Genomic DNA, 24,503 nt, shown 5'->3' on the forward strand with positions numbered 1-24,503 from the left:
ATTAAAAGTGCTGTTATAAATACATTCATAGTCTAAAAAAATACTGGAGTATACATCCATGTCAAACATGCAACTCGACACTCTACGGCGCATTGTCCAAGAGGTTAATGCGTCCGTCAGTTTGCATGAATCATTAGACATCATGGTTAATCAGGTTGCTGAGGCCATGAAAGTGGATGTTTGTTCTATTTATTTACTCGATGAACGCAATCAGCGCTATGTATTAATGGCCTCTAAAGGCTTAAATCCAGAATCTGTAGGTCATGTTTCTTTGCAACTCGGTGAAGGCTTGGTTGGTCTGGTCGGGCAACGTGAAGAAATCGTTAACCTTGACAATGCGCCAAAACATGAGCGGTTCTTATATTTACCTGAAACAGGTGAAGAAATTTATAACTCTTTCCTCGGCGTACCGGTCATGTATCGTCGTAAGGTTATGGGCGTTTTGGTTGTTCAAAACAAACTTCCTCAAGATTTTAGTGAAGCTGCCGAGTCCTTTTTAGTTACGCTATGTGCTCAGCTTTCTGGCGTTATTGCTCATGCTCATGCAGTGGGTAATATTGACGTATTTCGTAAGCCGAGTAATGGACCTGCCTACAAAACCTTTCAAGGCGCTTCAGGTGCAGGCGGTGTTGCTTTAGGTCGCGCTATTATTTTATATCCGCCTGCCGATTTGGGTTCTGTGCCTGATCGTGAAGCCGAAGATATTAGCGATGAACTTCGAATTTTAGATCAAGCCATTTCATCAGTTCGTTCAGAGATTCGTTCTTTAGATGAAAAAATGCATGATTCTTTAATGGCCGAAGAGCGCGCTTTATTTAGTGTTTTCTTAAGAATGCTAGACGAAAATGCATTGCCAGCAGAAATTAAAGAACTCATTCGTGATGGACATTGGGCACAAGGTGCAGTACGTCGTGTCATTGAAAAACACACTGCTCTTTTTGCACAAATGGAAGATGATTATCTTCGTGAGCGAGTTTCTGATCTTAAAGATTTAGGGCGACGTATTTTAGCTTCTTTGCAAGAAGAAGACTCTAGCCATCGTGACCTGAGTCCGGACAGTATTTTAATTGGTGAAGAAATTAGTACTGCTGCTCTCGTTGAGTTGCCAGTAGACAATATTGCAGCGATTGTGACATCCGAAGGTGCAGCCAATTCGCATATGGTGATTGTGGCTCGTGCATTAGGTATTCCAACCGTAGTTGGTGTAACTGAACTGCCAGTGAACACACTTGATGATGCAGAAATGATTGTGGATGCCTATCAGGGCCGTGTTTTTGTAAACCCTCCACGTCGTTTACGTCAACGCTATAAAGAAATTCAGAAAGAAGATGAGCAAATCGCAAAAGATCTCAAACAATACGAGACCAAAGAAGCGATTACTCCAGATGGTGTGTCTGTTCAACTTTATGTAAATACGGGCCTCATGATTGATGTTGTCCGCGGAGTACAACGCGGTGCTCAAGGTGTCGGTCTATACCGAAGTGAAATTCCATTCATGTTACGGGAGCGCTTCCCAGGTGAAGAAGAACAACGCGCAATCTACCGTCAACAGTTGAGCCATTTCGCCAATAAACCTGTGGTGATGCGAACTCTGGATATTGGTGCCGATAAAGACTTGCCGTATTTCAGTATTGAAGAAGAAAACTCGGCATTAGGCTGGCGTGGTATTCGTTTCACGCTCGATCATCCCGAGATTTTTTCTTCGCAAATTCGCGCCATGCTCAAAGCCAGTATTGGTTTAAATAATTTGCATATTTTATTGCCAATGGTCACTACAGTCAGTGAAGTCGAAGAAGTACTTTATTTACTTGAGCGTGACTGGATTGCAGTGCAAGAAGAAGAGCAAGTTAAAATTACCAAACCAAAAATTGGAATTATGGTTGAGGTGCCGAGCGTACTGCTACAAATTGATGAGTTTGCTGAACTCGTCGATTTCTTCTCGGTCGGTTCAAATGACTTAACCCAGTATTTACTTGCAGTTGACCGTAATAATCCACATGTGGCAAACGTTTACTCACACTTTCACCCATCCATTCTACGTGCGCTAACCCGCTTAGTTAAAGAATGTCATGAATACAAAAAACCTATCAGTATTTGTGGTGAGATGGCGGGGGATCCATTATCAGCAATTCTGCTCATGGCAATGGGCTTTAATACCCTTTCGATGAGTTCGAGTAACATTTTGCGCGTAAGAAAAGCAATTTGTCATGTGCCAATGACAGATGCACAAAAATTGCTGGATGATGTCATGAAAATGAATAATCCACTCATCGTAAAAAGCTGGCTTGAGTACTATTTTAAAACTCACGGTTTAGCTGATATGGTGAAATCGAATCGAATCGTAAATGTTTAATATATAAACAATAAAGGAGAACAATGCTCTCCTTTATTCATTTGAGATCGCTTCTACTACAACTCAATATAAAAAATTTCATCTCACTATTGCGCTCATCTTAATCTTTTAAACAAACATATAATCGGTTTTTTAAATTAATATTGACAGTTTAATCCATTTGAAAAATAAGACTCCTACTCCTAGTATATTTACAGAGCGTTATTAAAAGATCTTACGTTGTTCCAACAATTCAAGAGGTAATTCTATGCATCGTTATTTACAAGTTTCATCTTATTTTTCCTCTTGTTTTTTAACCTTCATGCAGTAAATTGGAGGAATAACAAGTAAAGGAATCTGATGCATTATTAAATAAAAAATAATGGCCGACATCTCAGTGAAAAGACTTTTAAACGGTTTCTCTCACCATTTGTTCTCCCATTTCTTTATTTAGTAAACATGAGTTTTTAAACCAGAAGTCCAGGAAAATGAGCCCTAACATTTTACGAAGAGCTCAATAATTATTACCCAGAGAGAATATAACCATGTCAGACGAATCAAAATGCCCTTTTTCAGGCCATAAATCAAAATCAGAGGTAACGGTCGGTGGTGGCACGCCTAGTTTACACTGGTGGCCAAAACAACTACGCATCGACCTACTCAACCAACATTCAGAACGCTCTAATCCACTCGGTAAAGAATTTAATTACCGTCAAGAATTTAAAAAACTCGACTACTACACCCTCAAAGCTGATATCAAAAATGTATTAACCGATTCTCAAGATTGGTGGCCAGCCGATTGGGGAAATTATACAGGCTTATTTATTCGTTTAGCGTGGCATGCTGCCGGTACATATCGCATGGGCGATGGTCGTGGTGGTGCTGGTCGTGGTCAACAACGTTTTGCGCCATTAAATAGTTGGCCTGACAATGCAAGCTTAGATAAAGCGCGCCGCTTATTATGGCCAGTTAAACAAAAATACGGTCAAAAAATATCGTGGGCAGATTTATTTATTCTTGCTGGAAACATCGCACTTGAATCTTCGGGTTTCCGCACCTTCGGTTTTGGTGCAGGTCGTGAAGATGTTTGGGAACCAGACAACGATGTAAACTGGGGCGATGAAAAAGAATGGTTAGCTCATCGCAACTCTGAAGCATTGGAAGGCAGCAATCTAGCTGCAACCGAAATGGGTCTAATTTATGTAAACCCTGAAGGCCCACAAGCCAGCGGTGACCCTAAATCAGCTGCACCATTTATTCGCGCGACTTTCGGCAATATGGCAATGGATGATGAAGAAATTGTTGCCTTAATCGCAGGCGGTCATACTTTAGGTAAAACTCACGGCGCTGCCTCTGCTGACCATGTTCAGGCTGATCCTGAGGGAGCTTCAATTGAACAAATGGGCTTTGGCTGGTCAAACAGTTTTGGCACTGGTGTTGGTAAAGATGCAATCACCTCAGGTTTAGAAGTAATTTGGTCACAAACACCAACACAATGGAGCAACTACTTCTTTGAAAACCTATTCAAATATGAGTGGGTACAAGAGCGCTCACCTGCTGGTGCAATTCAATGGGTAGCAGCAGATGCTGAGGCAATCATTCCAGATCCATTCGACCCATCAGTTAAACGTAAGCCAACAATGCTTACTACAGATTTGACCTTACGTTTTGATCCTGAGTTTGAAAAGATCTCTCGTCGTTTCCTTAACGATCCACAAGCATTTGCCAATGCTTTTGCTCGCGCTTGGTTCAAGTTAACTCACCGTGATATGGGTCCAAAAGCACGTTACTTAGGTCCTGAAGTTCCGGCTGAAGATTTAATCTGGCAAGACCCATTACCTGCTGCCAGCGCTATACCATCTGCTGCTAGCATAGATGATGCAAAAGCAAAAATTGTTGCATTGGGATTATCTGCTGGTGAGCTAGTTTCCCTTGGTTGGGCTTCGGCATCAACTTTCCGTGGTGGAGACAAGCGTGGCGGTGCAAATGGTGCACGTATTGCTTTATCGCCACAACGTGAATGGGACGTAAATAAAAAAGCAGTTGAGACTTTAAGCAAAATTGAAGAACTCAAAGCATCTACTCAATTATCATTAGCTGATTTAATCGTGCTTGCAGGTAACGTTGGTGTAGAGCAAGCTGCTCAAGCGGCTGGTTTCAATATTAGCGTTCCATTTGCTCCTGGTCGTGTTGATGCAATACAAAGTCAAACTGATGTCGAATCTTTCCAATTACTCCTTGGCCTTGCCGATGGTTTTAGAAACTGGAAAAAAGAGGGTGTCAGCGCAACAACTGAGGCATTATTAATTGATAAAGCACAACAGCTGACTTTGACTGCACCAGAGTTAACTGCATTGATTGGTGGCTTACGTGTACTGGGCACCAACTGGGATGGCTCACAACACGGCGTATTCACTCAGCAAGTTGGTGTACTTAGCACAGACTTCTTTACGAACTTACTCGACATGTCTACTGTATGGGCACCTGTTGACTCAACAAGCGAAGTATTTGAAGGTAAAGATCGTAAAACAGGCGCAGTAAAATTTACCGCAACACGTAATGATTTAGTCTTCGGTTCAAACTCAATCTTACGTGCATTAGCCGAAGTTTATGCTCAGGTAGATGGTAAAGAAAAATTTGTTCAAGACTTTGTTGCTGCATGGACTAAAGTCATGAATCTTGACCGTTTTGACTTAGCTTAATTTAAGTCAAAATAGTAAAAAGCCAGTTCAATTTGAACTGGCTTTTTTAATATCAAGCATCGTTTTTTAAACAGTCAGTTTGTGTCCTTCCCGAATGCAATAAAAAGGATTTGCAAGCTTTGAAGAAGCTTTAATTGCCTGCGCTAGAGCATGCTCTGGGTCTTCTCGGTCTTCATCAGTCAACTGGAAAGTTCGATAATGAATCGCAATAGAACGATGAGCCTGTAAATCGAAGTGCGCATGTAGCGCATCTTGCGGGTTCATATGAACATAGCTCATCAGTTCACGTGGCTCATACGCACCTATTGGAAGTAAGGCAACTCGCGGTGCGCCATAACGGGCATGTATTTGCTTAAAATGACCCGCATAACCGGTATCACCCGCAAAGAAACAATGACCTGTTTTAGCCACGACCGAAAAGCCGCCCCAAAGTGCCTTATTCTGGTCGCGTAAACCACGACCTGAACCATGCTGTGCAGGTGTATAGATTATTCTTAATTCGTGATAGGGAATTTCTTGCCACCAATCCATCTCAATGACATGGAACTCTTTAGGTAGATAAAAACCATTCCCGAGTCCAGTGTAAATTGGCATTGCGAATTTTTTATGTAGCCATTCAAGTGTCGCCAAGTCCATATGATCATAATGATTATGGCTGAGCAAAACTCCATGAATCGTCGGTAATTGTTCTAGTGCAAAACCTGCCGGGCATACACGGCGTGGGCCACGCCCTTGTGAAGGACTTGCATAATCACACCACACTGGGTCGGTAATAAAGTTATAAGGGCCAATCTGAACCAATACCGTTGCATGCCCAACGAACCAGACTTGCCAATCATCCAGATCTGCCTGAGGTCGATTTTGCGGCAAAGCTACAGCCGTATTTACACGAGTTTCATATTCATTTTGAATATCCACTTTCCATGTAAAAGACTCACGCGTAACTAACCAACGCAATAACTCTTTTGAGCCACGAGCAGGTGACTTAGGCTGTTGATTATAAAAACGTGTATCCGTTTCATGCCCAGACTCGGGATGACAAAAAGGAGGTTTTATCCATGTATGCGTCCAACAGGACTGAGTCGGCAATTGATATGTTAATGTCGGCTTGTCTTTCATGGGCTTTTCTATGTTTTAGCATCAGCAGAATGGATGTGATCAGGTTTCTATCTTAACGATTAAAACAAATTAAGCTATGGCACTTACACTTATTTATCATATAAATATCCATTTTATCGTGGTCATAGCCAACCTAAGTTAAATTAGAGTGCCATAAAAAGCACTTAGATGTGTTGAGTTTATGCGTCAGTAATTACCATTCTTACTAAGACTTCTTGTATAACATAACAATTAGAAGATGCCGAAAGCCGCCATAGAACCTGTCTATTTCATCTTTGTCGCCCGTAATTTTTAACTTAAGATTCTTCTGTGCAATGAAAACAATATATTTAGTAACAATTACATTTGGGTAGATCTTAGCGACCTCTAGGTTATAAATTTATTTTATTATTCTAGTTTTTGCATAATATGAGAATTTCTTAAATGAATATTTAAATCCTTTAAAAAATTCTTTGATTAATTAAAAATAATGTATTTATTATTTAATTATTAATATATTTTATGAATTATTAGAGCTTATATTCCTATATTAAATCTTTAATGAAAATTAAAATTCCATTTATTTTATAAATACCTAAATCACCTTCACGCTATATCTATTTATGCTTTATACTTCACTTAAATCATAGTAAGACATTTTTTGGATTAGTCTTATGGAACTACGCCATCTCCGATATTTCATTACCGTTGCTGAAGAATTAAATTTTAGTAAAGCCGCTCTTAAACTTTTTACTGCACAGCCCTCTCTTAGCCAACAAATTAAAGATTTAGAAGAAGACGTTGGTGTACGACTTTTAAACCGCACAAAACGCAAAGTTGAGTTAACAGAAGAAGGCGAAGTATTTTTAGAACATGCTCGACTCACCCTCGCTCAGGCTGAAAAAGCGGTCGCTATGGCACGACAAGTTTCTAAGGCTAAACAGCAATTGTTACGTATCGGTTTCGTTCCCATCGCAGAAATGAAAATTTTCCCTTATGTACTTCCTAATCTTCGACTACAACACCCCGACCTTACTATTGAACTATCTAATTTAAACAATACTGAACAGCTTAAAGCCTTAAAAAAAGGAGAGCTGGACATTACGTTTACTCGTGAAAATACAGATAGTGATGAAATTCAAAGCCAATTTGTTTTAACTGAACCCCTGATTTTCTTACTTCCTAAAAATCATCCACTTGCTCAATATGATCGAATCCCAGTCCATGCTTTACAAGGTATTGACTTTATTATCCCGGCAGCCGAACAATCACAAACCTTACATAACACTATTTTAGATTTCGCTAAAACTCATAACATCGAACTGAATATTGTTCAAAAAGCAGACAGCATATTGTTCAACATTAACTCTCTTGGTTCTGGATTAGGCTGTACAATTTTACCTGCCTACGTTGCGCCTTTAGGCATCAAAAACACGATAGTTCGTCCACTTGATGTCGACTTACCAACACTTGATTTATTCGTAAACTATCGTAAAAACTCACAGTCGTTAGGCGTTCAAAAATTCATTGACCAGCTCACTAAAGTATTTCATTTAGATAAAAACTTAAACCACGCTTAATTATTACGAATAATTTTATTATTAAGCGCATGATTAATAAGATCATCTTTATAAAAAAGTATAAATAAATATTCCTTCTATTTATTTTATACTTTTTATAAACAGTTTAATCCGCGGTAATATCCTATTTTATCTAATAGGTAAAATTAAATATCTGATGAATATAAATGAAAAGAATTGAAATAAAATCTATATAAAACCATATATTATTTTCACCATTTAATAAAAATAATATATTTCCCGTGTAATAAAGGAGACTAGGAAAATGGTTGGCGTATTTCAACATCTAGGACGTAGTGTACAAAACCGCCCACATTTCTTTATTGCTTTATTCATAGGTATTGTCACAGCCTGTATTTTGACATGGTTAACATCATGGAAGTGGTCAACTATTTTATTAGTCAGCTGGAATGCTTCCGTTAGCATATATTTACTACATGTTTGGCAACTCATGAAAAGTGCCGACCATTCACAAATGCAACAGCAAGCTAAAAAACAAGATGAAAGCAAATGGGTCATTATGCTGATTGTTTTATTAGCATTAATCATGTGTTTGGTTGCTATTCTAATTCAACTGTCACAACTCCCTTCCGACAGTTCTGCAAAGTTAGGTCATGTGGCTTTAGCTTTACTCACCATTGTGTCTGCATGGCTTTTTATGCATACCGTTTTTGCTCTACATTATGCCCATGATTTTTATATGGCTTTATCTAGAAATGAGGAAAATGGAGGGTTAGATTTCCCTGGTACAAAACAGCCAACTTATCCTGATTTTCTATATTTTAGTTATATTATTGGTACTTCTGCTCAAACTGCGGATGTGTCAATTACCACCAAGCACATGCGTCTTTTAAACTTATTTCACGCTGTGTTGTCTTTTGGATTTAATACCACCATTTTAGCGATTTGTATTAACGTTGCTGCTGGCTTTCTTACCAATTAAAACCTTTATTTGAAAACAAAAAAGCCACCCCTTTGGGTGACTTTTAAGAATATTAGGTTTACAGCAGTTGCCCCATAGTACTTTGTTTTAAGCCTTCACGCTGTTTGATTGTTTCAACATAACGGGTAATAGCAGGATGTGATTCAATCGCATTCATTTTTAACTGCCATAAAAGCATTGCTCCCACACTTATATCTGCTGCGGTAAATTGCTCACCACATACATACGGATTCGCTTCACTCAATCCCTGAACTAAAGCTTGATAAGCATCGTTGTAATCGCCATAGCCAACAAACATTTTTTGCTCAGGTGATACTTCTATGCCTAAAGCTTTATCAACACCTGCAGCTTCCCAAGGGCCCGCCATCATAAATAACCAACGATAGTACAAACCACGTTTTGGATCATTCAAGGCTGGTGCCAAACCTTTATCACTAAACTTGTCGGCTAGATATGCACAGATTGCACCCAACTCATAAATCACTACATCGCCATCTACCAATACCGGCACTTTTCCAAAAGGATTAAGTTTTAGATATTCAGGTGACTTCATTTCAGTCTTATATGCGACTTCAATTCGTTCACATTCAACACCTAACTCGACCAAAAGCCAGTCAATAACTACACCACGCGACTCTTTGTTAGTATAAAGTTTAAGGCTCATTCTTATTGCTCCTTGTTTATCGTAGTTCCTAGTTTACAAATAACTTTTGTCAGTTTTTGTCAGTAGTCCTTTGCATTTCTTGTTTCCACCACCTTTGAAACAGATGTTTTTTAAATTCAGGATATATTTCCTCACTCATTTGCAAGTCATGGATACGATCTATCCGAAAATGGCGAAATGCCTGCCGTAATTCACACCAAGCAGCAAGTACAACTTTGTCATGTAAATACCCTAAAGCAAAAGGCCAAAGTGAACGTTCACTTAACCGTTTTTGTTCATCGCAATAATCGACTTTTATTTTTACTTGTTTACGAATCGCTAAACGTACTTGTTCTACTAAAGCTTCATCAACCGGATGCCAGTAATGTGTAACGCCTAGCGTCATGTCATCGATCAAATATTTCCGGTGCTCAGGTAGAACTGCATAAAGTTTAGAATAGATTGAAACGGCTGCCGATTTCATTGCCTGATCTGGAACGTCTTTCAACCACTCTAAAGCTAAAAATAGAGCTTCGGCTTCATTCTCATTAAAAGTAACCGGTGGTAATAAGATGTCTTCTTTAAGCTGAAAACCTAAGCCTGCTGAGGCATCAATTCTTACACCTTGCTCACGTAAGCTATCAATATCTCGATAGACACTTCGAACACTAATGTTTAGGCTTTCAGCCAAGACTTGTGCTGTGATTGGGTAACGGGCTTCACGGAGCTGTTGTAAAAGATTTAATAGACGAATTGAACGGCTCATTTTTCTCTTCTTATTGTTTTGTTATTCAGCTTAAAGAAAGAGGGAACGTATTCCCTCTTTAATACTATTTCAATTTAAGCGACATCTACAGTAGGTAACTGAGCATACCCTCTCAAAAAGCTGTGAAGCTCTTGTACATCTTTAACAATCGTTAAAGGTTGGAACTTTTGCAGAACTTCAATCGAATGTACGCCATAGCCTACTCCGATACGCGGCATCCCTAAACGCTGTGCCATCTCAAGATCATAGCTGCTGTCACCAATCATAACCGCTTGCTCAACATTCACACCAGTTACAGTCAATATTTCTTGCAGCATGAGCGGATCTGGTTTTGAACGTGTTTCGTTGGCTGCCCGAGTCACATCAAAAAGATGAGTACTTTGTGTTTTTGCGATTACACGGTCTAACCCACGGCGGTTTTTACCCGTTGCAACTGCAAGCTTTAAACCTTGGGCTTTTAAATCACGGAGTAGTTCAGAAATACCCTCAAACCATGCGTCACTAGTCGAGTTCGCAATATAGTGATCGCCATATGCCTTTAAGATCGAGTCATGCAATTCTGGCGCTTCTGGAAATAAGGTCTGCATCACCTCAGGCAAGCCTAACCCAATAATACTTTTTGCAGCTTCATCGCTTAGAGACAATTCATGTTGCTCTGCTGCATGTTGTAGGCTCGCAACAATCTGGCCAACAGAGTTATATAAAGTTCCATCCCAGTCAAAAATTACTAATTCGGTTTTCAGACTCATTTTGCTACTCTCAAAGCCTTTAATAACTGGGTCATGTCTTCTGGCAACGGCGCTTCAATCGGTGGATAACCCGGAATATCTAAACGCATCGCGTGTAAACATAAACGTCTTGCCTGCGGACCTACGTACTCAGTGGTATGTCCATATTTATCATCACCCAACAACGGATGTCCAATACTTAAACCATGGACACGAATTTGATGAGTACGGCCTGATAACGGCGATGCATGAACTAAAGTGGCATTTTTAAAACGCTCTGCAACCACCCATTCGGTTTTACTTGGCTTACCTTCTTTAGACACTCGTACACGACGCTCGCCATTGGCTAACTCGTAACGAAATAAAGGAGCATCAATGAGTTGTTTATCAAGACTCACCTGACCTTTTACAATCGCTGCATAAGTCTTACGAATTTTGTGCTCACGCAACATATCTTGTAGCAGCTTTAAAGTACTACGTTTCTTGCTAATCATGACCAGCCCAGAGGTATCACGGTCAATGCGGTGAATCAGTTCTAAATATTTTTTACCTGTCGCGGCGCGTAAAGCCTCAATCAAACCATACGCCACACCACTACCACCATGTACAGCAATACCTGATGGTTTATTGATGACTAACAGTCCTTCATCTTCATAGACCACACGGCTGAGTAGGCTCTGTGCTACACTGTCACTTACAGGAGCAGCGGTTTCATCCTTTTGTTCATAGCGAATAGGTGCAACACGAATCAGATCTCCAATCTCTAATTTGGTCTCAGCTTTAATACGTTTTTTGTTTATTCGAACCTGACCTTCACGAATCAAACGATAAATACGACTCTTAGGTACACCCTTTAAACGCGAAAACAGGAAATTATCAATTCGCTGTCCTGCTTGATGTTCATCCACCTCAAACCAAGTGACACTTTGCCATTGCTGTGTAGAATTCATACTAATATTTAAACCTGAAATTTTGCTAAATTTGATTAATAAATGACCGATTAGCTTAGTTTTTTCACAAGAAATCTAAGCTTAGCCCATAGGCAGATGCTGCAAGGTTTGATATAGTCAGCGCACGGATACCGCCGTAAGTGAACATCTAATAGGGAATTTCCCTGATTGAAACCTCAATCAAAATGATGCTTTCATCACCAGCTCGGATTGGTCCTAAAGAATTATGCCGACGCCGAAGGCTTATTATATCGGCAAAATGACAAACTGTTGCGTTTAATTCAGTTTGTTCAAAAAAATATGTTACCAACTCTAGTTGGTTATGGAACGTAAACTGATACACATCAGACAAATCGCTCCTTAATGTTGCCTTCAGGCTAAAGCGTTGATGCATTGGAACTGCCGAAAGCACCGATACGATGAGCATTCCGTATCAAACTTCCAAAAAGAAGTCACTTCGCGCCCAATGACAGTGAAAGTCATTAACCAATGCACCGCTCACCCGCCAGTGAAGCACTAAGGAAGTCCGATTTAAAGGTTGAAGCAGTATTGCCTACATCACAGACGAGAATCGAAGCTAAGGCTAAATGTAGCCGGTAACAGATGACTCAGACCACAAATATTTTGAGATCTGGGAAATGATCCGTCATGTTCGATGTTCGTTCAGAACCTTTAAGTTTGTGCGATATGTTTGTGTGGGTCACTATTAGGTGTCACACCCATGAAACGTATGTTGATTAATGCAACTCACGCAGAAGAAGTCCGCGTTGCACTTATCACTGGTAATCGTCTTTACGATTTTGATTTAGAGAATCGTACCCGAGAACAGAAAAAATCCAATATCTATAAAGGCCATGTAACCCGCGTAGAACCCTCTTTAGAAGCTGTTTTTGTTGAATACGGCGCAGGCCGTCAAGGCTTCTTGTCTATGCGCGAAATTGCTAACAGTTATTTCCAAGCAGACCCACGACAAACTTCAAACATTCGTGAACTTATCACTGAAGGTACTGAATTACTTGTTCAAGTCGAAAAAGAAGAACGTGGCAATAAAGGTGCAGCCCTTTCTACATTTATTTCACTTGCAGGACGTTATTTGGTTCTTATGCCAAACAACCCGAAAGGTGGCGGTATTAGTCGTCAAATTTCAGGTTCTGTACGTGAAGAGTTAAAAGAAATTCTAGCTTCTTTAAATTTACCACGTGGTATGAGCGTTATTGTACGTACCGCTGGTATTGGCCGTACCCAAGAAGAATTACAGTTAGACTTACAGCATTTGCTTGACCTTTGGGCACAAATCCAAGGCACAGCGAGCTCTGGTCCTTCTCCAATGCTGGTTCATCAAGAAGCTGGTGTTGTTACTCGTGCTATCCGCGATTATTTACGTGATGATGTTGCAGAAATTTTAATTGATAGCGAACAGGCTTATAATGAAGCTTATAACTTTGTTAAAGCAGTGATGCCTCGTCAATTAGACAAACTTAAAACTTATACTTTAAACGAGCCATTGTTTGCTCATTTTGGTATTGAAAGTCAAATTCAAACTGCTTATGAACGTGAAGTAAAACTTCCTTCTGGCGGTTCAATTGTGATTGACCAGACTGAAGCTTTAGTTTCAATCGATATTAACTCTGCGAAATCGACTCGTGGACATGACGTTGAAGAAACTGCGCTGAATACTAACTTAGAAGCAGCAGAAGAAATTGCTCGCCAACTTCGTCTTCGTGACATTGGTGGTTTAGTTGTAATCGACTTCATCGATATGACTAAAGAGCGCAACCAACGTATGGTTGAAGCAAAACTTCGTGAAGCAACACAAAGCGATCGCGCACGTATTCAGTTTGGCCAACTTTCTCGTTTTGGCTTAATGGAAATGAGCCGTCAACGCTTACGTCCATCTCTTGAAGAAGCAACAGGTTATGTGTGCCCACGCTGTCATGGTACAGGCATGGTTCGTGACTTACGCTCACTTTCGCTTTCTATTATGCGTAAAGTAGAAGAGATCGCGCTTCGTGAACGTCATGGTGAAGTACAAGTAGAAGTGCCTGTTGAAATTGCAGCATTCTTGCTCAATGAAAAACGTCATAGTCTTGTTTATTTAGAACAAACTTCTAGTGTTCGTGTGACTGTTTTACCTCACCCGCACTTAGAAACCCCTCACTACGAAATTCAGTACAATCCAGATGGGTTTGCCCCATCTAGCTACGAACGTACTGAAGCAACTCGTTCAAGTGAAAAAGAGTTAGGTTATGAATCTTCTGAATGGCATTTAGAAGAAGCTGATCATGGCCATACTCATGCAGCCCCTGCTGCCAATAACGCAGCTAATCAAAAGAAAGTCAATCAAGCGGTTCAACCTGCTGCTCAGGCAAGCGCTCAAAAAGCAGCAAGCCCATGTGCATGGTTAGAAAACCTTTTTGTTCAAAAACAAGCTCAAACAGTTGATCAATCTCGCTCAGCACAAAATGCTGCTGCCGCAATTGAACAAATGGTGAATACAGGCGCTGTTAGCCGTGGGCAGTTTGGACAAGTTGTAGCACCAGCTGTTGCTGAAGTTACTTCGGCTCCATCTAACAATGCCTATATTTCTCAATCTCCTGTTAAACAGGAAACACGTGAGAATGTTGAGAAAGACGATAAAGTACAACAGCAACGTCCAAACAACAAAAAACGTAAGCACAAAGAGCAACGTGAACAACATCAGCACCACCACAATCAAGAACCACAGCAACAACAGGTTCATGAAGAGGTTGTACAGTTATCACGCCAAGAGCAACGTGAATTAAAACGTCAACAAAAGCGTCAACAGCAAGACCAGCCGCATGCACAACATCAAAATGATGGGCAACAAGCTGAACATGCTGTACCACGTCGTGACCGTAATAACCAACAACGTCCAAACCGTCCGAATCGCCACCGCGATCCAAGCGTATTAAATGAAAATCAAAATACGCCGGCACCAGCAGTTGTTGATGAAAAACAAATTAAGGTTGATTTGATTGATGCTCCACAGCATGAAGTCATGAATACAGCCTTAGTCATCAATGTTGATCAAGCACAAAGCGAAATTATTGCTTTAACCCCTGAGCAACCTGTTGAACGCACTGAAAAATCACCTGTTGTTGAAGCTACTCAAGAATCAGCTCCAGCACCAGTTGTGGCAGTGGAAGAGACGGTAACTGCTGAAGCAGAAGCTCCTCAACCAAAAGCTGAGAAAACTCAACCGCAAGTTCAACGTGCAAGTAATGATCCTCGTATGCGTCGCCGTGAACAACGCAATGCAAAACGTGCTAAAGCTGCTGCACCATCAATTGCCCCATCGCAAATTCCAACGTTGGCGCAATATACAATTGGCAGCTTGATCCGTCATGTTTACGGTGAAGACTGCACAGTGCTGATTGAACAGTTTGGTTTAGTTCCAACATTCAATCGTGCATTGCAGAAATTTGCAGAGCAATACGCAAGTACTCTAGTGACTGAAGTCGCAGCTGAAGCTGAAGACAAAAAGCCTGTTACTCGTGATGCCGAGCTTCCAAGCAATAAGCCTTCACAAGAAACAGAACCTGCGCCAGTACTTCCGTTGACGCCACCAAAAGAAGCGACACCACGAGTTGCTAATGATCCGCGTGAACGCCGTCGTTTAGCGAAACTTGCAGCTGAACAAGCTTTTGAGCAAGTTAAACAACAACATTCTGCATCAGAAGAAGCTGCCCCTGTAGCTGAGACTGTGGAAGAAGCCGTTGTTGCTCCTACTGCTGAAACACAAGCACCTGTTGAATCAAAACAACAACCGCTTGAGCTTGATCAGCAAGTTGAAGTAGTAGCTAATGTAGAAGAGACACCAGCTAAACCTGTAGTAGAAGCTCCGGTTACAAAACAGCCAAAAGCAGCTGCAAAAGCCAAAGCAGCTACAGAACAAGCTGTAGAGCCAACTGAAGCTCCTGCCGAGAGTGAATCGGAAGATTCTAAAGCTGATAAGGACAAACCAAGTCGTCCTCGTCGCCCTCGCGGCCGTCCACCAAAGAAAGTAAATCCTGTAGCTGAGTAAATCATTTGCTCAATTGCAGCTAATTTAAACAAACCTAGTCATTTCGATGACTAGGTTTTTTTTGTTATTTTTAACCAATTAGGTTGATTGCACTAGAAGAAAAGTTTTAAAAGCATGGTGAACCATGAAAAATACTGTACTTTTGCCAACGCAACCTTTTTTGGATTGATCGAAAAATAAATAGGATTGATATGAGCCAGACAACACAGACCGATATCATTACGCTTGGGGATGTTGCCACTAGACTTCCTAGCTTTATTCCCAAAGTACCCCATATCCTGAATGGTCTTAAACAGGCTTATTTAAGAACAGCAAATACACCAACTGGATTAGGTGTAGCTTTTGAGAAAGCTGTTAAGCGAAATCCGAAAGGTATTGCTTTATTATTTGAAGATCAAAGTTACTCATATGAAGCTTTAAATGAATGGGCTAACCAGATTTCTCACTATTATTTATCTCTCGGCGCACGTAAAGGCGATGTGATTGCCGTAATGGTTGAGAACCGTTCTGAGCTTATTGCCACTATTGTGGGCTTAGCTAAAATTGGGGTAACGATTGCGCTTGTAAATACATCGCAAGTCGGTAAAGTTCTCGCTCATAGTATCAATCTTGTAAAACCAATTGCAGTCATTGCGGGCGAAGAGGTCCGTGCTGCAATCGATGAAATTCGTCAAGACTTAAACGTTCCTAAAGACCGTTTCCACTGGTTTGCAGATCAGGCTACTCGTCAAGATGCAGGAACAGCACCTCAAGGTTATGCCAATCTTGCAATAGAAATTGATCAATTCCCGAAATTCAATCCATCAACCACACATTCTGTTCATGGAAATGATGGTCTGTTTTATATTTATACTTCGGGTACAACGGGCTTACCAAAAGCAGTTATTTTTAAACATAGCCGCTGGACACTTGCCTATGGCACTTACGGCCACATTTTAAACCTTGGCCCAGATGATGTGATGTATGTCACTTTGCCGCTGTACCATGCAACAGGTGTGGTGGTGTGCTGGTGTGGTGTGATTGCAGGAAGCTCTACGCTTGCCATTCGACGTAAATATTCAACCAGTGCTTTCTGGAAAGATGTTCAGAAGTTCAATGCGTCTGCAATCGGTTATGTAGGTGAACTTTGCCGTTACTTGATGGATGCTCCAACTACAGAGCTTGACCGTGCTCACCGTGTAACCAAAATGATTGGTAACGGCATGCGTCCAAACATCTGGGATAAATTCAAACAACGTTTTGGTGTTGAAGAAGTTCTTGAACTTTATGCATCAAGTGAAGGCAATGTCGGCTTTAGTAATATTTTCAACTTTGATAATACGGTAGGCTTCTCCCCTATGCCGTATGCAGTCATTCAATTTGATAAAGAAAAGAATGAGCCTGTACGCGATAAAAATGGCTGGTGCAAAAAAGTTAAAGCAGGTGAAGTCGGTTTATTGGTAGGTAAAATTACCAGTCGCTCTCCATTTGATGGCTATACTGACCCAGAAAAGAACAAATCTGTGATTATGCAAGATGTCTTTAAAAAAGGTGACTCATATTTCAACACAGGTGATCTTGTTCGTAATATTGGTTTCCGTCACGCTCAGTTTGTTGACCGCTTAGGTGATACCTTCCGCTGGAAAGGCGAAAATGTATCTACCACCGAAGTTGAAAACATGGTGTGTGAATATGACAAGATCGCTGAAGCTGTGGTTTACGGCGTAGAAATTCCAAATACCAATGGTCGTGCAGGTATGGCAGCAATCACGCTTGCTGATGGTGCTGAATTAAATGACACTGACTTAACAGAAATGGTGACTGTATTTAAAAAATGCTTACCTGCTTATGCGGTACCAGTGTTTTTACGTATACAAACTAAAGTTGAAACTACAGGTACTTTTAAGTACCAAAAGAATAAATTGAAGGAAGATGCGTTTAATCCAAGCAAAACTTCTGAACGTTTACTCGCTTTATTGCCTGGTGCAAGCAGTTACTGTGACATCACAACTGAAATTTTTGACAACATTCAGGCATATAAATACCGTTTTTAGTTCATTTTTTAGCTAAACAAGAGGAAATCGTGCTTTTTATAGGCAATCATGCAAATGTTTTTAAATTTCCTCTTGTGTTAGTTGAATAACTTGCTAAAATACGCGACATCAAAACGATACAGTGTTTAGAAGTATTACTTCTCTCTGAGTCAATACGAGTTTGATTGCTTAAGAAAATCATAGATTTTCTCTTGCACTCGGGTAAAACATTGTTTTACTTAATCCTCGCTCAGGGTCGTTAGCTCAGTTGGTAGAGCAGCGGACTTTTAATCCGTTGGTCCCGCGTTCGAGTCGCGGACGACCCACCACTTATCTGTTTTGAACCTATTTGGGTCGTTAGCTCAGTTGGTAGAGCAGCGGACTTTTAATCCGTTGGTCCCGCGTTCGAGTCGCGGACGACCCACCAAATTCTAAAAAGCCTCTCAGTTCGAGAGGCTTTTTTTATTGTTAATGTATTTTAGTTTTATGACTAAAAGATGACGATGCACTTCTTATATAGAATATCCCTAGCCCATTCCATAAAGATTTCCAAACGTTTAGGAATATAACTTCTATTCGGATATAAAATATTAAGTGGAAGTGATTGAGCAGTATAGGCGCTTAGTACTTCAACTAAAGTTCCCTGCTCGATTTTATCCTGAACATCGTAGTATGGAAGTTGAATAATTCCCAAACCTGCAATAGCCGCTGCAATATAGGCTTCCGTATTATTTACGCTTAAAGCACTATCCATCATCACAGTTCCATCTTGATATAAAAATACGCCCTGTTTTTCTCCTACGGCTCCTGCATAGTTAATGAGTTTGTGTTGAGATAGATCTTCTAATTGTTCAGGAATACCGTACTGTTCTAAATAGTCAGCACTTGCACAGTTCACCATAATCAAGTTACCAACGAACTTCGCAATTAAACTACTATTATCTAGCTGCCCCACCCGAACAACACAATCGATTCCTTTCTCGATTAAGTCAGTGATGTCATCAGAGCTATGAAGTTGTAAATGGATATCTGGATAGCGACTATAAAAATCGGGAAGTTCAGGAATAATCACTTGGTGTACGATTCGGCTGGGCATTGAAATTTTTAGCGTGCCACGGTAATGCTGCTTTTGTGCCTGTATAAGCTGTTCGAGCTGTTCATAATCAAATAATAGATTTTGACACTCAGGTAATATTCGTTGTCCATCTTGGGTAAGGCTAACTTTACGCGTAGTTCGATGAAATAAGCGTACCCCATAGTGAGTTTCTAGCTGTTGAATTGCGTTCGTTACTGTCGAGCGAGGTAAATCAAGCTGATTTGCCACTTCACTAAAGCTTTGTCGTTTAGCGACTTCTGTAAAAATAAAAAATTGCTGCAACCGATCCATTTAATTGTTCGTATTTTCTGAATAGTTAAACCAAACTAGCATAATTGATCAAAAATTACCGCCAATCTAGACTAAAAACACATTAAAACAAGTCATCATAGGAACAATCATCATGGCAACTCATACTCTTAAAGATAAAGTTGTATTGATTACAGGCGGCGCAAAAAACTTAGGTGGACTGATTAGCCGTAAATTTGCAGAACAAGGCGCCAAAATCGCGATTCACTACAATAGCGCTGAAACTCAAGGAGATGCTGAACAGACGCTCGCAGATGTAAGAGCATTCGGTGTAGATGCCGTTTTAATTCAGGCAGACCTAACGGATATTGATAATATCGAAAAGCTATTCTTAGACACTAAGCAGCATTTTGGCGGAATTGATATTGCCATTAATACAGTTGGAAAGGTTTTAAAGAAATCTTTTTTAGATACCACCGAACAAGAGTTTGATAGCATGAGCGATATCAACTCAAAAATTGCCTATTTCTTTATTCAATCGGCAGGTCGTCATTTAAATGACGGCGGCAAGATTTGTTCAATCTTGACTTCTCTTCTTGCAGCCTACACTGGACTCTATTCAACCTATGAAGGTTTAAAAGCACCTGTTGAGCATTACACACGTGCTGCATCAAAAGAATTTGGTGATCGTCAGATTTCTGTGACTGCTGTTGCACCTGGGCCTATGGATACTCCCTTCTTTTATGGTCAGGAATCTGCCGAAGCAGTGGCTTACCATAAATCAGCTTCAGCTTTAGGTGGGCTTACCAAAATTGAAGATATTGAACCTCTAGTTCGCTTTTTGGTAACTGATGGTTGGTGGATTACAGGACAGACTATTTTTGCAAACGGCGGCTATACCACTCGCTAAAATCAAAAAGCCGCATCTCAATGTGCGGCTTTTTAATTTGCTTCTTTATAAGAACTCTTCTAGTACCGAATTTAAGAAAATATGTCCCTGCTCAGTACAAGCCAAACGACAATGATCATCGACCAATAGCTTTCTAGCTCGTAGTGAAGTGAGTACTTCATTTAAGTGATTTAGGCTTAAACCTGTGCGCTGCTCATATAACTCAGCTTTTACCCCATCATTTAGACGTAAAGCATTCATCATAAACTCAAAAGGTAGCTCTTCTGCTTCAATCTTTTTCATTTGCAAATGTTCGGCTGGAACCTTAGCCAAATAGTCTTTCGGTAAACGAGTCTTTTGGAAACGATACACGCCATCTGGTCGGGTTACTTTGCCATGTGCTCCTGCACCAATTGCAAGGTAATCACCAAATTCCCAATAATTTAAATTATGAGCTGAAGGCTGCTCTTTACGCCAAGCCGATACTTCATAGTTTATAAAACCATTGGCTTTTAGATAAGCCTCACCCTGCTCTTGAATTTCTTCCAGCACTTCATCTTGAGGTAAAACGGGCTGCGCACGGAAGAATACTGTGTTTGGCTCAATAGTCAGTTGATACCAACTGATATGTGTCGCGCCATGCTCTACAGCCATCTTTAAATCATAAAGTGCTTGCTCTAGCGTTTGCTCAGGTAGGCCATGCATTAAATCGACATTAACTCGCTTAAAGCCTGCTTGTCGTGCCTGCTCTATTGCATCCATAGCATTGTTGGCTGAATGAATACGCCCAAGCTTTTGCAAGTGCTCTGTATTAAAAGTCTGCACACCAATCGATAAACGGTTAATACCTGCTTCTAAATAGCCTGCAAACGGGTCATGTTCTAGTGTTCCGGGATTTGCCTCTAGGGTGATTTCACAGCCATCCTCAAATTTGAGCAATGACTTAAGCTGTTCAAACAGCCACGCATAGCCTTTAGCAGAAATAAGTGAAGGTGTTCCACCACCAATAAATACACTATGAATTGAACGTCCCTGAGCCATCTCAACTTGAGTTTCAAAGTCGACCACCAATGCTTTTAAATAGGTTTGCTCGAGTTCTGCCGAAAGCGCTCCATCTGGTACGGCATGCGAGTTAAAGTCACAATATGGACATTTACGCACACACCAAGGCATGTGGATATATAAAGATAAAGGAACAGAAGCAGGATTTAATACGGCCAAGGAGCAGGTCCAATTTACACAATATTTCTATTTTAACATGACTGCATCAATGGGCTTATGAAAACATACCTTAATTGCTTTAGACTGTTTTTAAACATACTTAAATATTGATAAAAATGATGAAATTCTCTAGTCAACTTTTCCTGATCTTACCTCTAGCTATGGGAATCGGTGTTGCCATGGCTTTTCAGACTGCAATTAATGCTCAACTGCGCGAGCAACTACACTCACCCTTGCAGGCAGCTTTATTATCATTTTTCATAGGTACTATTGTTTTAGCCGTTATGGTTTTCTTCCAAAGTGCCGAAAAGCCCTCTTTAAGTGAAATATCAAATATTCCATGGCTTCTTTGGACAGGAGGATTCCTTGGGGTTTATGCAATTAGCATGAGCATTTATACTGCACCTAAACTTGGTTTTTTAACCTTTACAGGGCTAGTCGTTTTTGGGCAATTGCTCATTTCAATGTTGCTTGACCATTTTGGCTGGTTAGGTACAGAAAAGACACCTGTTACATGGCAACGGTTTCTTGGTGGCGTGATCATCTTTGTCGGTGTGTTACTCACTTTGCAACGTTAGCTTCATTTTTATATTTAAAAAGAGTACCTTTTGTGTCGAATGTCACATCTTTTCGGTCTGAATTAAAACAACTCTTCCACTTAATGCTACCGATTTTAATTACCCAGTTTGCTCAAGCGGGATTTGGGTTAATTGACACTATTATGGCTGGGCATTTATCTGCAACCGATTTAGCAGCAATTGCGGTAGGTGTGGGCTTATGGATCCCAGTCATGCTCCTGTTCAGTGGCATTATGATTGCAACTACACCTTTGGTCGCTGAAGCAAAGGGCGCAAGAAATACAGAACAAATTCCTGTCATTGTTCGTCAATCCTTATGGGTCGCCATCATTTTAGGCGTAATGGCTATGCTCATTTTGCAGCTTATGCCGTTTTTCTTACATGTGTTTGGCGTACCAGAAAGCTTACAGCCTAAAGCAAGTTTATTTTTACATGCGATTGGTTTAGGCATGCCAGCTGTGACCATGTACGCAGCCCTACGCGGTTATTCTGAGGCTTTAGGCCATCCACGTCCTGTAACGGTCATTAGCTTACTGGCCTTAGTGGTTTTGATTCCTCTTAATATGATTTTTATGCATGGATTAGGACCAATACCTGCATTAGGTAGCGCAGGCTGTGGTTTTGCAACCTCCATTTTACAGTGGCTCATGCTAATTACTTTAGCTGGCTATATTTATAAAGCTTCGGCTTACCGTAACACGTCTATTTTTAGCAGATTCGATAAAATTAACCTGACTTGGGTTAAAAGAATTTTACAGCTTGGCTTACCAATCGGTTTAGCCGTGTTCTTTGAAGTCAGTATTTTTAGTACTGGCGCATTGGTGCTTAGCCCACTAGGTGAAGTGTTTATTGCAGCACATCAAGTCGCAATTTCAGTCACCTCTGTGCTGTTTATGATTCCGCTTTCACTCGCGATTGCCTTAACTATTCGTGTGGGAACCTATTATGGTGAAAAGAACTGGGCTTCGATGTACCAAGTCCAAAAGATTGGTCTAAGCACGGCAATATTTTTTGCCTTATTGACCATGTCTTTTATTGCTCTAGGACGTGAACAAATTGTCTCGGTTTATACTCAAGATATAGATGTGGTTCCTGTTGCCATGTATTTACTCTGGTTTGCAATGGGTTATCAGTTGATGGATGCATTACAAGTCAGTGCCGCAGGCTGTTTAAGAGGGATGCAAGATACGCAAGCACCGATGTGGATTACGCTTATGGCATATTGGGTGATTGCGTTCCCTATCGGACTTTATTTAGCACGTTATACCCATTGGGGTGTAGCTGGTGTTTGGCTAGGTTTGATTATTGGTTTAAGTATTGCCTGTGTTTTATTGCTCTCACGGCTTTATTTAAATACCAAACGTTTAAGTCAAACTTAATAAAAAAGCCGATGAAACATCGGCTTTTTTATTTTATGCAGACTTTGCCCGCGGGCTTGCTCCAATTTGCCAGACAAAGGGCAAATCGGTCCGGTTAACTTCCCAATCTCCAATCACCTTTTCTTTATAGATGAGCGGATTATGTGAAGAGACCGTTCGTGCATTACGCCAGAAACGGTCGAGTTGTTTGACCTGACTACTTGCTGACGCGCCCAAAGCATTAAATAATTGGCTGGTTAAATCAAGCACTAGGTTAGAAATCACCACCTGCCCTTGCGCCGACTCAAGCTCTGCATCTACGTTAAACTGATGTTCTTTTACCTCTAACTCACTAAAGTGACTTTCATAAGCCTTCTGCAATGCTTCAGCTGTTTTAATCGTAATTGCTAGACTTCCATAAGCTTGAGCAGAGGCTTTACCCACCACCTGTAAAACTTGTGGGTCGTGACGAACAAGGTCACCATTACCATGACTAAAAATACGCTTTCGCTCTCGTATTTCTTGACTAAAAGTTTCTACTGCCGCATGTGCAATACCCGTTAAAGTTGCAAGATGGACGACTTGATAAAAAGCAGTTTGATATTTAAAACGCTGGTCAAATGGAATAAGGTGCGAAGCCGGCAAGTGAACCTGATGTACTTTTAAAGTACCGCTACCCGTTGTCTTTTGACCAAAGCCATCCCAATCATCAATCACACTCACGCCCGTTTCATGGCGATAAATAGCAGCAATCACGTGGCGGTCATTTACTTCATCGTAAGCAAATAAATCGATCCAGTCTGCAAAGATACTTCCGGTTGAATAGTACTTTTCACCATTCACTACCAAGTTGCCCGAAGCATCTTTGGTTACTCGTGTAACGACATCACCGATTTGCACATTTCCAACTTCAGTCCATGCATTCCCAACTAAATCACCTTGTACAAAACGCTGAAACCAAACCTCTTGTGAGTGCTCTTTATGAGCAACTAAACGGTCTTCAACAAAAGCAAAGTGCCCACGCAAAGCTTGCACAATATTCGAGTCCGCTTGCGCCAGTTCTGCTAAAAGCTGGAAAAGTTGTGGCAATGACACCCCATCTCCACCATATTTAACAGGTACACGTACCGCACCTAATTTGAGTTCTTTTAACCACTGAATCGGTTCAAAAGGCAATATTCGTTCTTTTTCTCGCTGAATTGCACCTTGGGCAATTTTTTCAAAAACTGGGCGAAATCTACTTGCTACCTTTTCATAATCGGCGCCTACAGACAGTTCTTCTAATTCAATTTGGGTAATCGTCATATTTATTC

General features: G+C 40.6%; 17 protein-coding genes and 2 tRNA genes. 11 read left to right on the forward strand and 8 right to left on the reverse strand.

Going from position 1 to position 24,503, the window contains the following annotated elements:
- Positions 1 to 58 precede the first annotated feature (58 nt).
- On the forward strand, positions 59 to 2,353 hold the full coding sequence (gene ptsP / locus B806_RS0102380) for a phosphoenolpyruvate--protein phosphotransferase (protein WP_005066019.1): 2,295 nt from the start codon (positions 59 to 61) through the stop codon (positions 2,351 to 2,353).
- A 524-nt stretch (positions 2,354 to 2,877) separates the two neighbouring features.
- Positions 2,878 to 5,034 carry a catalase/peroxidase HPI gene (gene katG / locus B806_RS0102385; protein WP_017402568.1) on the forward strand — a complete coding sequence of 719 codons (2,157 nt, stop codon included), beginning with the start codon at positions 2,878 to 2,880 and terminating at the stop codon, positions 5,032 to 5,034.
- Between the two features lie 66 nt (positions 5,035 to 5,100).
- Here the strand turns inward: katG and B806_RS0102390 are convergent, their stop codons facing one another.
- Positions 5,101 to 6,153: an MBL fold metallo-hydrolase gene (locus tag B806_RS0102390; protein WP_005066015.1), complete on the reverse strand. Its 1,053-nt coding sequence runs from the start codon at positions 6,151 to 6,153 to the stop codon at positions 5,101 to 5,103.
- A 653-nt stretch (positions 6,154 to 6,806) separates the two neighbouring features.
- On the opposite strand from B806_RS0102390, the gene hcaR reads away from it, so the two are divergent.
- A complete protein-coding gene (gene hcaR / locus B806_RS0102395; protein ID WP_005066014.1) occupies positions 6,807 to 7,712 on the forward strand; it encodes a DNA-binding transcriptional regulator HcaR in 906 nt (301 codons plus the stop codon).
- Between the two features lie 265 nt (positions 7,713 to 7,977).
- Positions 7,978 to 8,655: a DUF1345 domain-containing protein gene (locus tag B806_RS0102400; protein ID WP_017402569.1), complete on the forward strand. Its 678-nt coding sequence runs from the start codon at positions 7,978 to 7,980 to the stop codon at positions 8,653 to 8,655.
- A gap of 58 nt (positions 8,656 to 8,713) precedes the next feature.
- Here the strand turns inward: B806_RS0102400 and B806_RS0102405 are convergent, their stop codons facing one another.
- The 4 genes from B806_RS0102405 to B806_RS0102420 all read right to left on the reverse strand — a co-directional run bounded on the left by B806_RS0102405 (position 8,714) and on the right by B806_RS0102420 (position 11,742).
- Positions 8,714 to 9,319 (reverse strand): glutathione S-transferase family protein, encoded by a 606-nt coding sequence (locus B806_RS0102405; RefSeq protein WP_017385682.1) that lies wholly within the window; start codon positions 9,317 to 9,319, stop codon positions 8,714 to 8,716.
- 49 nt (positions 9,320 to 9,368) lie between these two features.
- On the reverse strand, positions 9,369 to 10,064 hold the full coding sequence (locus tag B806_RS0102410; RefSeq protein WP_002114898.1) for a YafY family protein: 696 nt from the start codon (positions 10,062 to 10,064) through the stop codon (positions 9,369 to 9,371).
- A 74-nt stretch (positions 10,065 to 10,138) separates the two neighbouring features.
- Positions 10,139 to 10,813 (reverse strand): HAD-IA family hydrolase, encoded by a 675-nt coding sequence (locus tag B806_RS0102415; protein ID WP_017385681.1) that lies wholly within the window; start codon positions 10,811 to 10,813, stop codon positions 10,139 to 10,141.
- Positions 10,810 to 11,742 carry an RluA family pseudouridine synthase gene (locus B806_RS0102420; protein ID WP_017385680.1) on the reverse strand — a complete coding sequence of 311 codons (933 nt, stop codon included), beginning with the start codon at positions 11,740 to 11,742 and terminating at the stop codon, positions 10,810 to 10,812. Before B806_RS0102420 ends, B806_RS0102415 begins: the two co-directional genes overlap by 4 nt.
- Before the next feature lie 721 nt (positions 11,743 to 12,463).
- Here B806_RS0102420 and B806_RS0102425 point away from each other — a divergent pair.
- From B806_RS0102425 to B806_RS0102440, 4 genes are all read left to right on the forward strand, one after another.
- Positions 12,464 to 15,787, forward strand: a complete 3,324-nt coding sequence (locus B806_RS0102425) for an Rne/Rng family ribonuclease (RefSeq protein WP_017385679.1) — start codon at positions 12,464 to 12,466, stop codon at positions 15,785 to 15,787.
- Between the two features lie 191 nt (positions 15,788 to 15,978).
- Positions 15,979 to 17,820 (forward strand): long-chain-acyl-CoA synthetase, encoded by a 1,842-nt coding sequence (locus B806_RS0102430; protein WP_017385678.1) that lies wholly within the window; start codon positions 15,979 to 15,981, stop codon positions 17,818 to 17,820.
- A 232-nt stretch (positions 17,821 to 18,052) separates the two neighbouring features.
- Positions 18,053 to 18,128: transfer RNA gene (locus B806_RS0102435), tRNA-Lys, on the forward strand.
- Between the two features lie 22 nt (positions 18,129 to 18,150).
- Positions 18,151 to 18,226, forward strand: a tRNA-Lys gene (locus tag B806_RS0102440).
- Positions 18,227 to 18,289: 63 nt separating this feature from the next.
- On the opposite strand, the gene B806_RS0102445 is transcribed toward B806_RS0102440, so the two are convergent.
- Positions 18,290 to 19,186, reverse strand: coding sequence for a LysR family transcriptional regulator (locus B806_RS0102445; RefSeq protein ID WP_017385677.1), 897 nt, complete (start codon positions 19,184 to 19,186; stop codon positions 18,290 to 18,292).
- A 112-nt stretch (positions 19,187 to 19,298) separates the two neighbouring features.
- On the opposite strand from B806_RS0102445, the gene B806_RS0102450 reads away from it, so the two are divergent.
- Positions 19,299 to 20,054 (forward strand): SDR family oxidoreductase, encoded by a 756-nt coding sequence (locus tag B806_RS0102450; protein WP_017402570.1) that lies wholly within the window; start codon positions 19,299 to 19,301, stop codon positions 20,052 to 20,054.
- A gap of 45 nt (positions 20,055 to 20,099) precedes the next feature.
- Here B806_RS0102450 and hemW read toward each other — a convergent pair whose 3' ends face one another.
- The gene (gene hemW, locus B806_RS0102455) at positions 20,100 to 21,254 is read right to left on the reverse strand and encodes a radical SAM family heme chaperone HemW (protein ID WP_017385675.1); all 1,155 of its coding nucleotides are present in this window, start codon (positions 21,252 to 21,254) and stop codon (positions 20,100 to 20,102) included.
- 116 nt (positions 21,255 to 21,370) lie between these two features.
- On the opposite strand from hemW, the gene B806_RS0102460 reads away from it, so the two are divergent.
- Both B806_RS0102460 and abeM read left to right on the forward strand, forming a co-directional pair.
- Positions 21,371 to 21,832, forward strand: coding sequence for a DMT family transporter (locus B806_RS0102460; RefSeq protein ID WP_005065993.1), 462 nt, complete (start codon positions 21,371 to 21,373; stop codon positions 21,830 to 21,832).
- Between the two features lie 32 nt (positions 21,833 to 21,864).
- Entirely contained in the window at positions 21,865 to 23,211 is a 1,347-nt protein-coding gene (gene abeM / locus B806_RS0102465; protein ID WP_017385674.1) for a multidrug efflux MATE transporter AbeM, read from the forward strand.
- A gap of 33 nt (positions 23,212 to 23,244) precedes the next feature.
- Here the strand turns inward: abeM and B806_RS0102470 are convergent, their stop codons facing one another.
- Positions 23,245 to 24,495, reverse strand: coding sequence for an acyl-CoA dehydrogenase family protein (locus B806_RS0102470; protein WP_005301987.1), 1,251 nt, complete (start codon positions 24,493 to 24,495; stop codon positions 23,245 to 23,247).
- Between the last annotated feature and the right edge of the window lie 8 nt (positions 24,496 to 24,503).

Source organism: Acinetobacter sp. TG2027 (assembly GCF_000302435.1).
GTDB classification, from domain to species: domain Bacteria; phylum Pseudomonadota; class Gammaproteobacteria; order Pseudomonadales; family Moraxellaceae; genus Acinetobacter; species Acinetobacter pittii.

Excerpts from the sequence above, each read along its gene's own strand:
- ptsP (WP_005066019.1), top strand. The coding sequence starts at position 59 with ATGTCAAACATGCAACTCGACACTCTACGGCGCATTGTCCAAGAGGTT.
- katG (WP_017402568.1), top strand. The coding sequence starts at position 2,878 with ATGTCAGACGAATCAAAATGCCCTTTTTCAGGCCATAAATCAAAATCA.
- B806_RS0102390 (WP_005066015.1), bottom strand. The coding sequence starts at position 6,153 with ATGAAAGACAAGCCGACATTAACATATCAATTGCCGACTCAGTCCTGT.
- hcaR (WP_005066014.1), top strand. The coding sequence starts at position 6,807 with ATGGAACTACGCCATCTCCGATATTTCATTACCGTTGCTGAAGAATTA.
- B806_RS0102400 (WP_017402569.1), top strand. The coding sequence starts at position 7,978 with ATGGTTGGCGTATTTCAACATCTAGGACGTAGTGTACAAAACCGCCCA.
- B806_RS0102405 (WP_017385682.1), bottom strand. The coding sequence starts at position 9,319 with ATGAGCCTTAAACTTTATACTAACAAAGAGTCGCGTGGTGTAGTTATT.
- B806_RS0102410 (WP_002114898.1), bottom strand. The coding sequence starts at position 10,064 with ATGAGCCGTTCAATTCGTCTATTAAATCTTTTACAACAGCTCCGTGAA.
- B806_RS0102415 (WP_017385681.1), bottom strand. The coding sequence starts at position 10,813 with ATGAGTCTGAAAACCGAATTAGTAATTTTTGACTGGGATGGAACTTTA.
- B806_RS0102420 (WP_017385680.1), bottom strand. The coding sequence starts at position 11,742 with ATGAATTCTACACAGCAATGGCAAAGTGTCACTTGGTTTGAGGTGGAT.
- B806_RS0102425 (WP_017385679.1), top strand. The coding sequence starts at position 12,464 with ATGAAACGTATGTTGATTAATGCAACTCACGCAGAAGAAGTCCGCGTT.
- B806_RS0102430 (WP_017385678.1), top strand. The coding sequence starts at position 15,979 with ATGAGCCAGACAACACAGACCGATATCATTACGCTTGGGGATGTTGCC.
- B806_RS0102445 (WP_017385677.1), bottom strand. The coding sequence starts at position 19,186 with ATGGATCGGTTGCAGCAATTTTTTATTTTTACAGAAGTCGCTAAACGA.
- B806_RS0102450 (WP_017402570.1), top strand. The coding sequence starts at position 19,299 with ATGGCAACTCATACTCTTAAAGATAAAGTTGTATTGATTACAGGCGGC.
- B806_RS0102460 (WP_005065993.1), top strand. The coding sequence starts at position 21,371 with ATGATGAAATTCTCTAGTCAACTTTTCCTGATCTTACCTCTAGCTATG.
- B806_RS0102470 (WP_005301987.1), bottom strand. The coding sequence starts at position 24,495 with ATGACGATTACCCAAATTGAATTAGAAGAACTGTCTGTAGGCGCCGAT.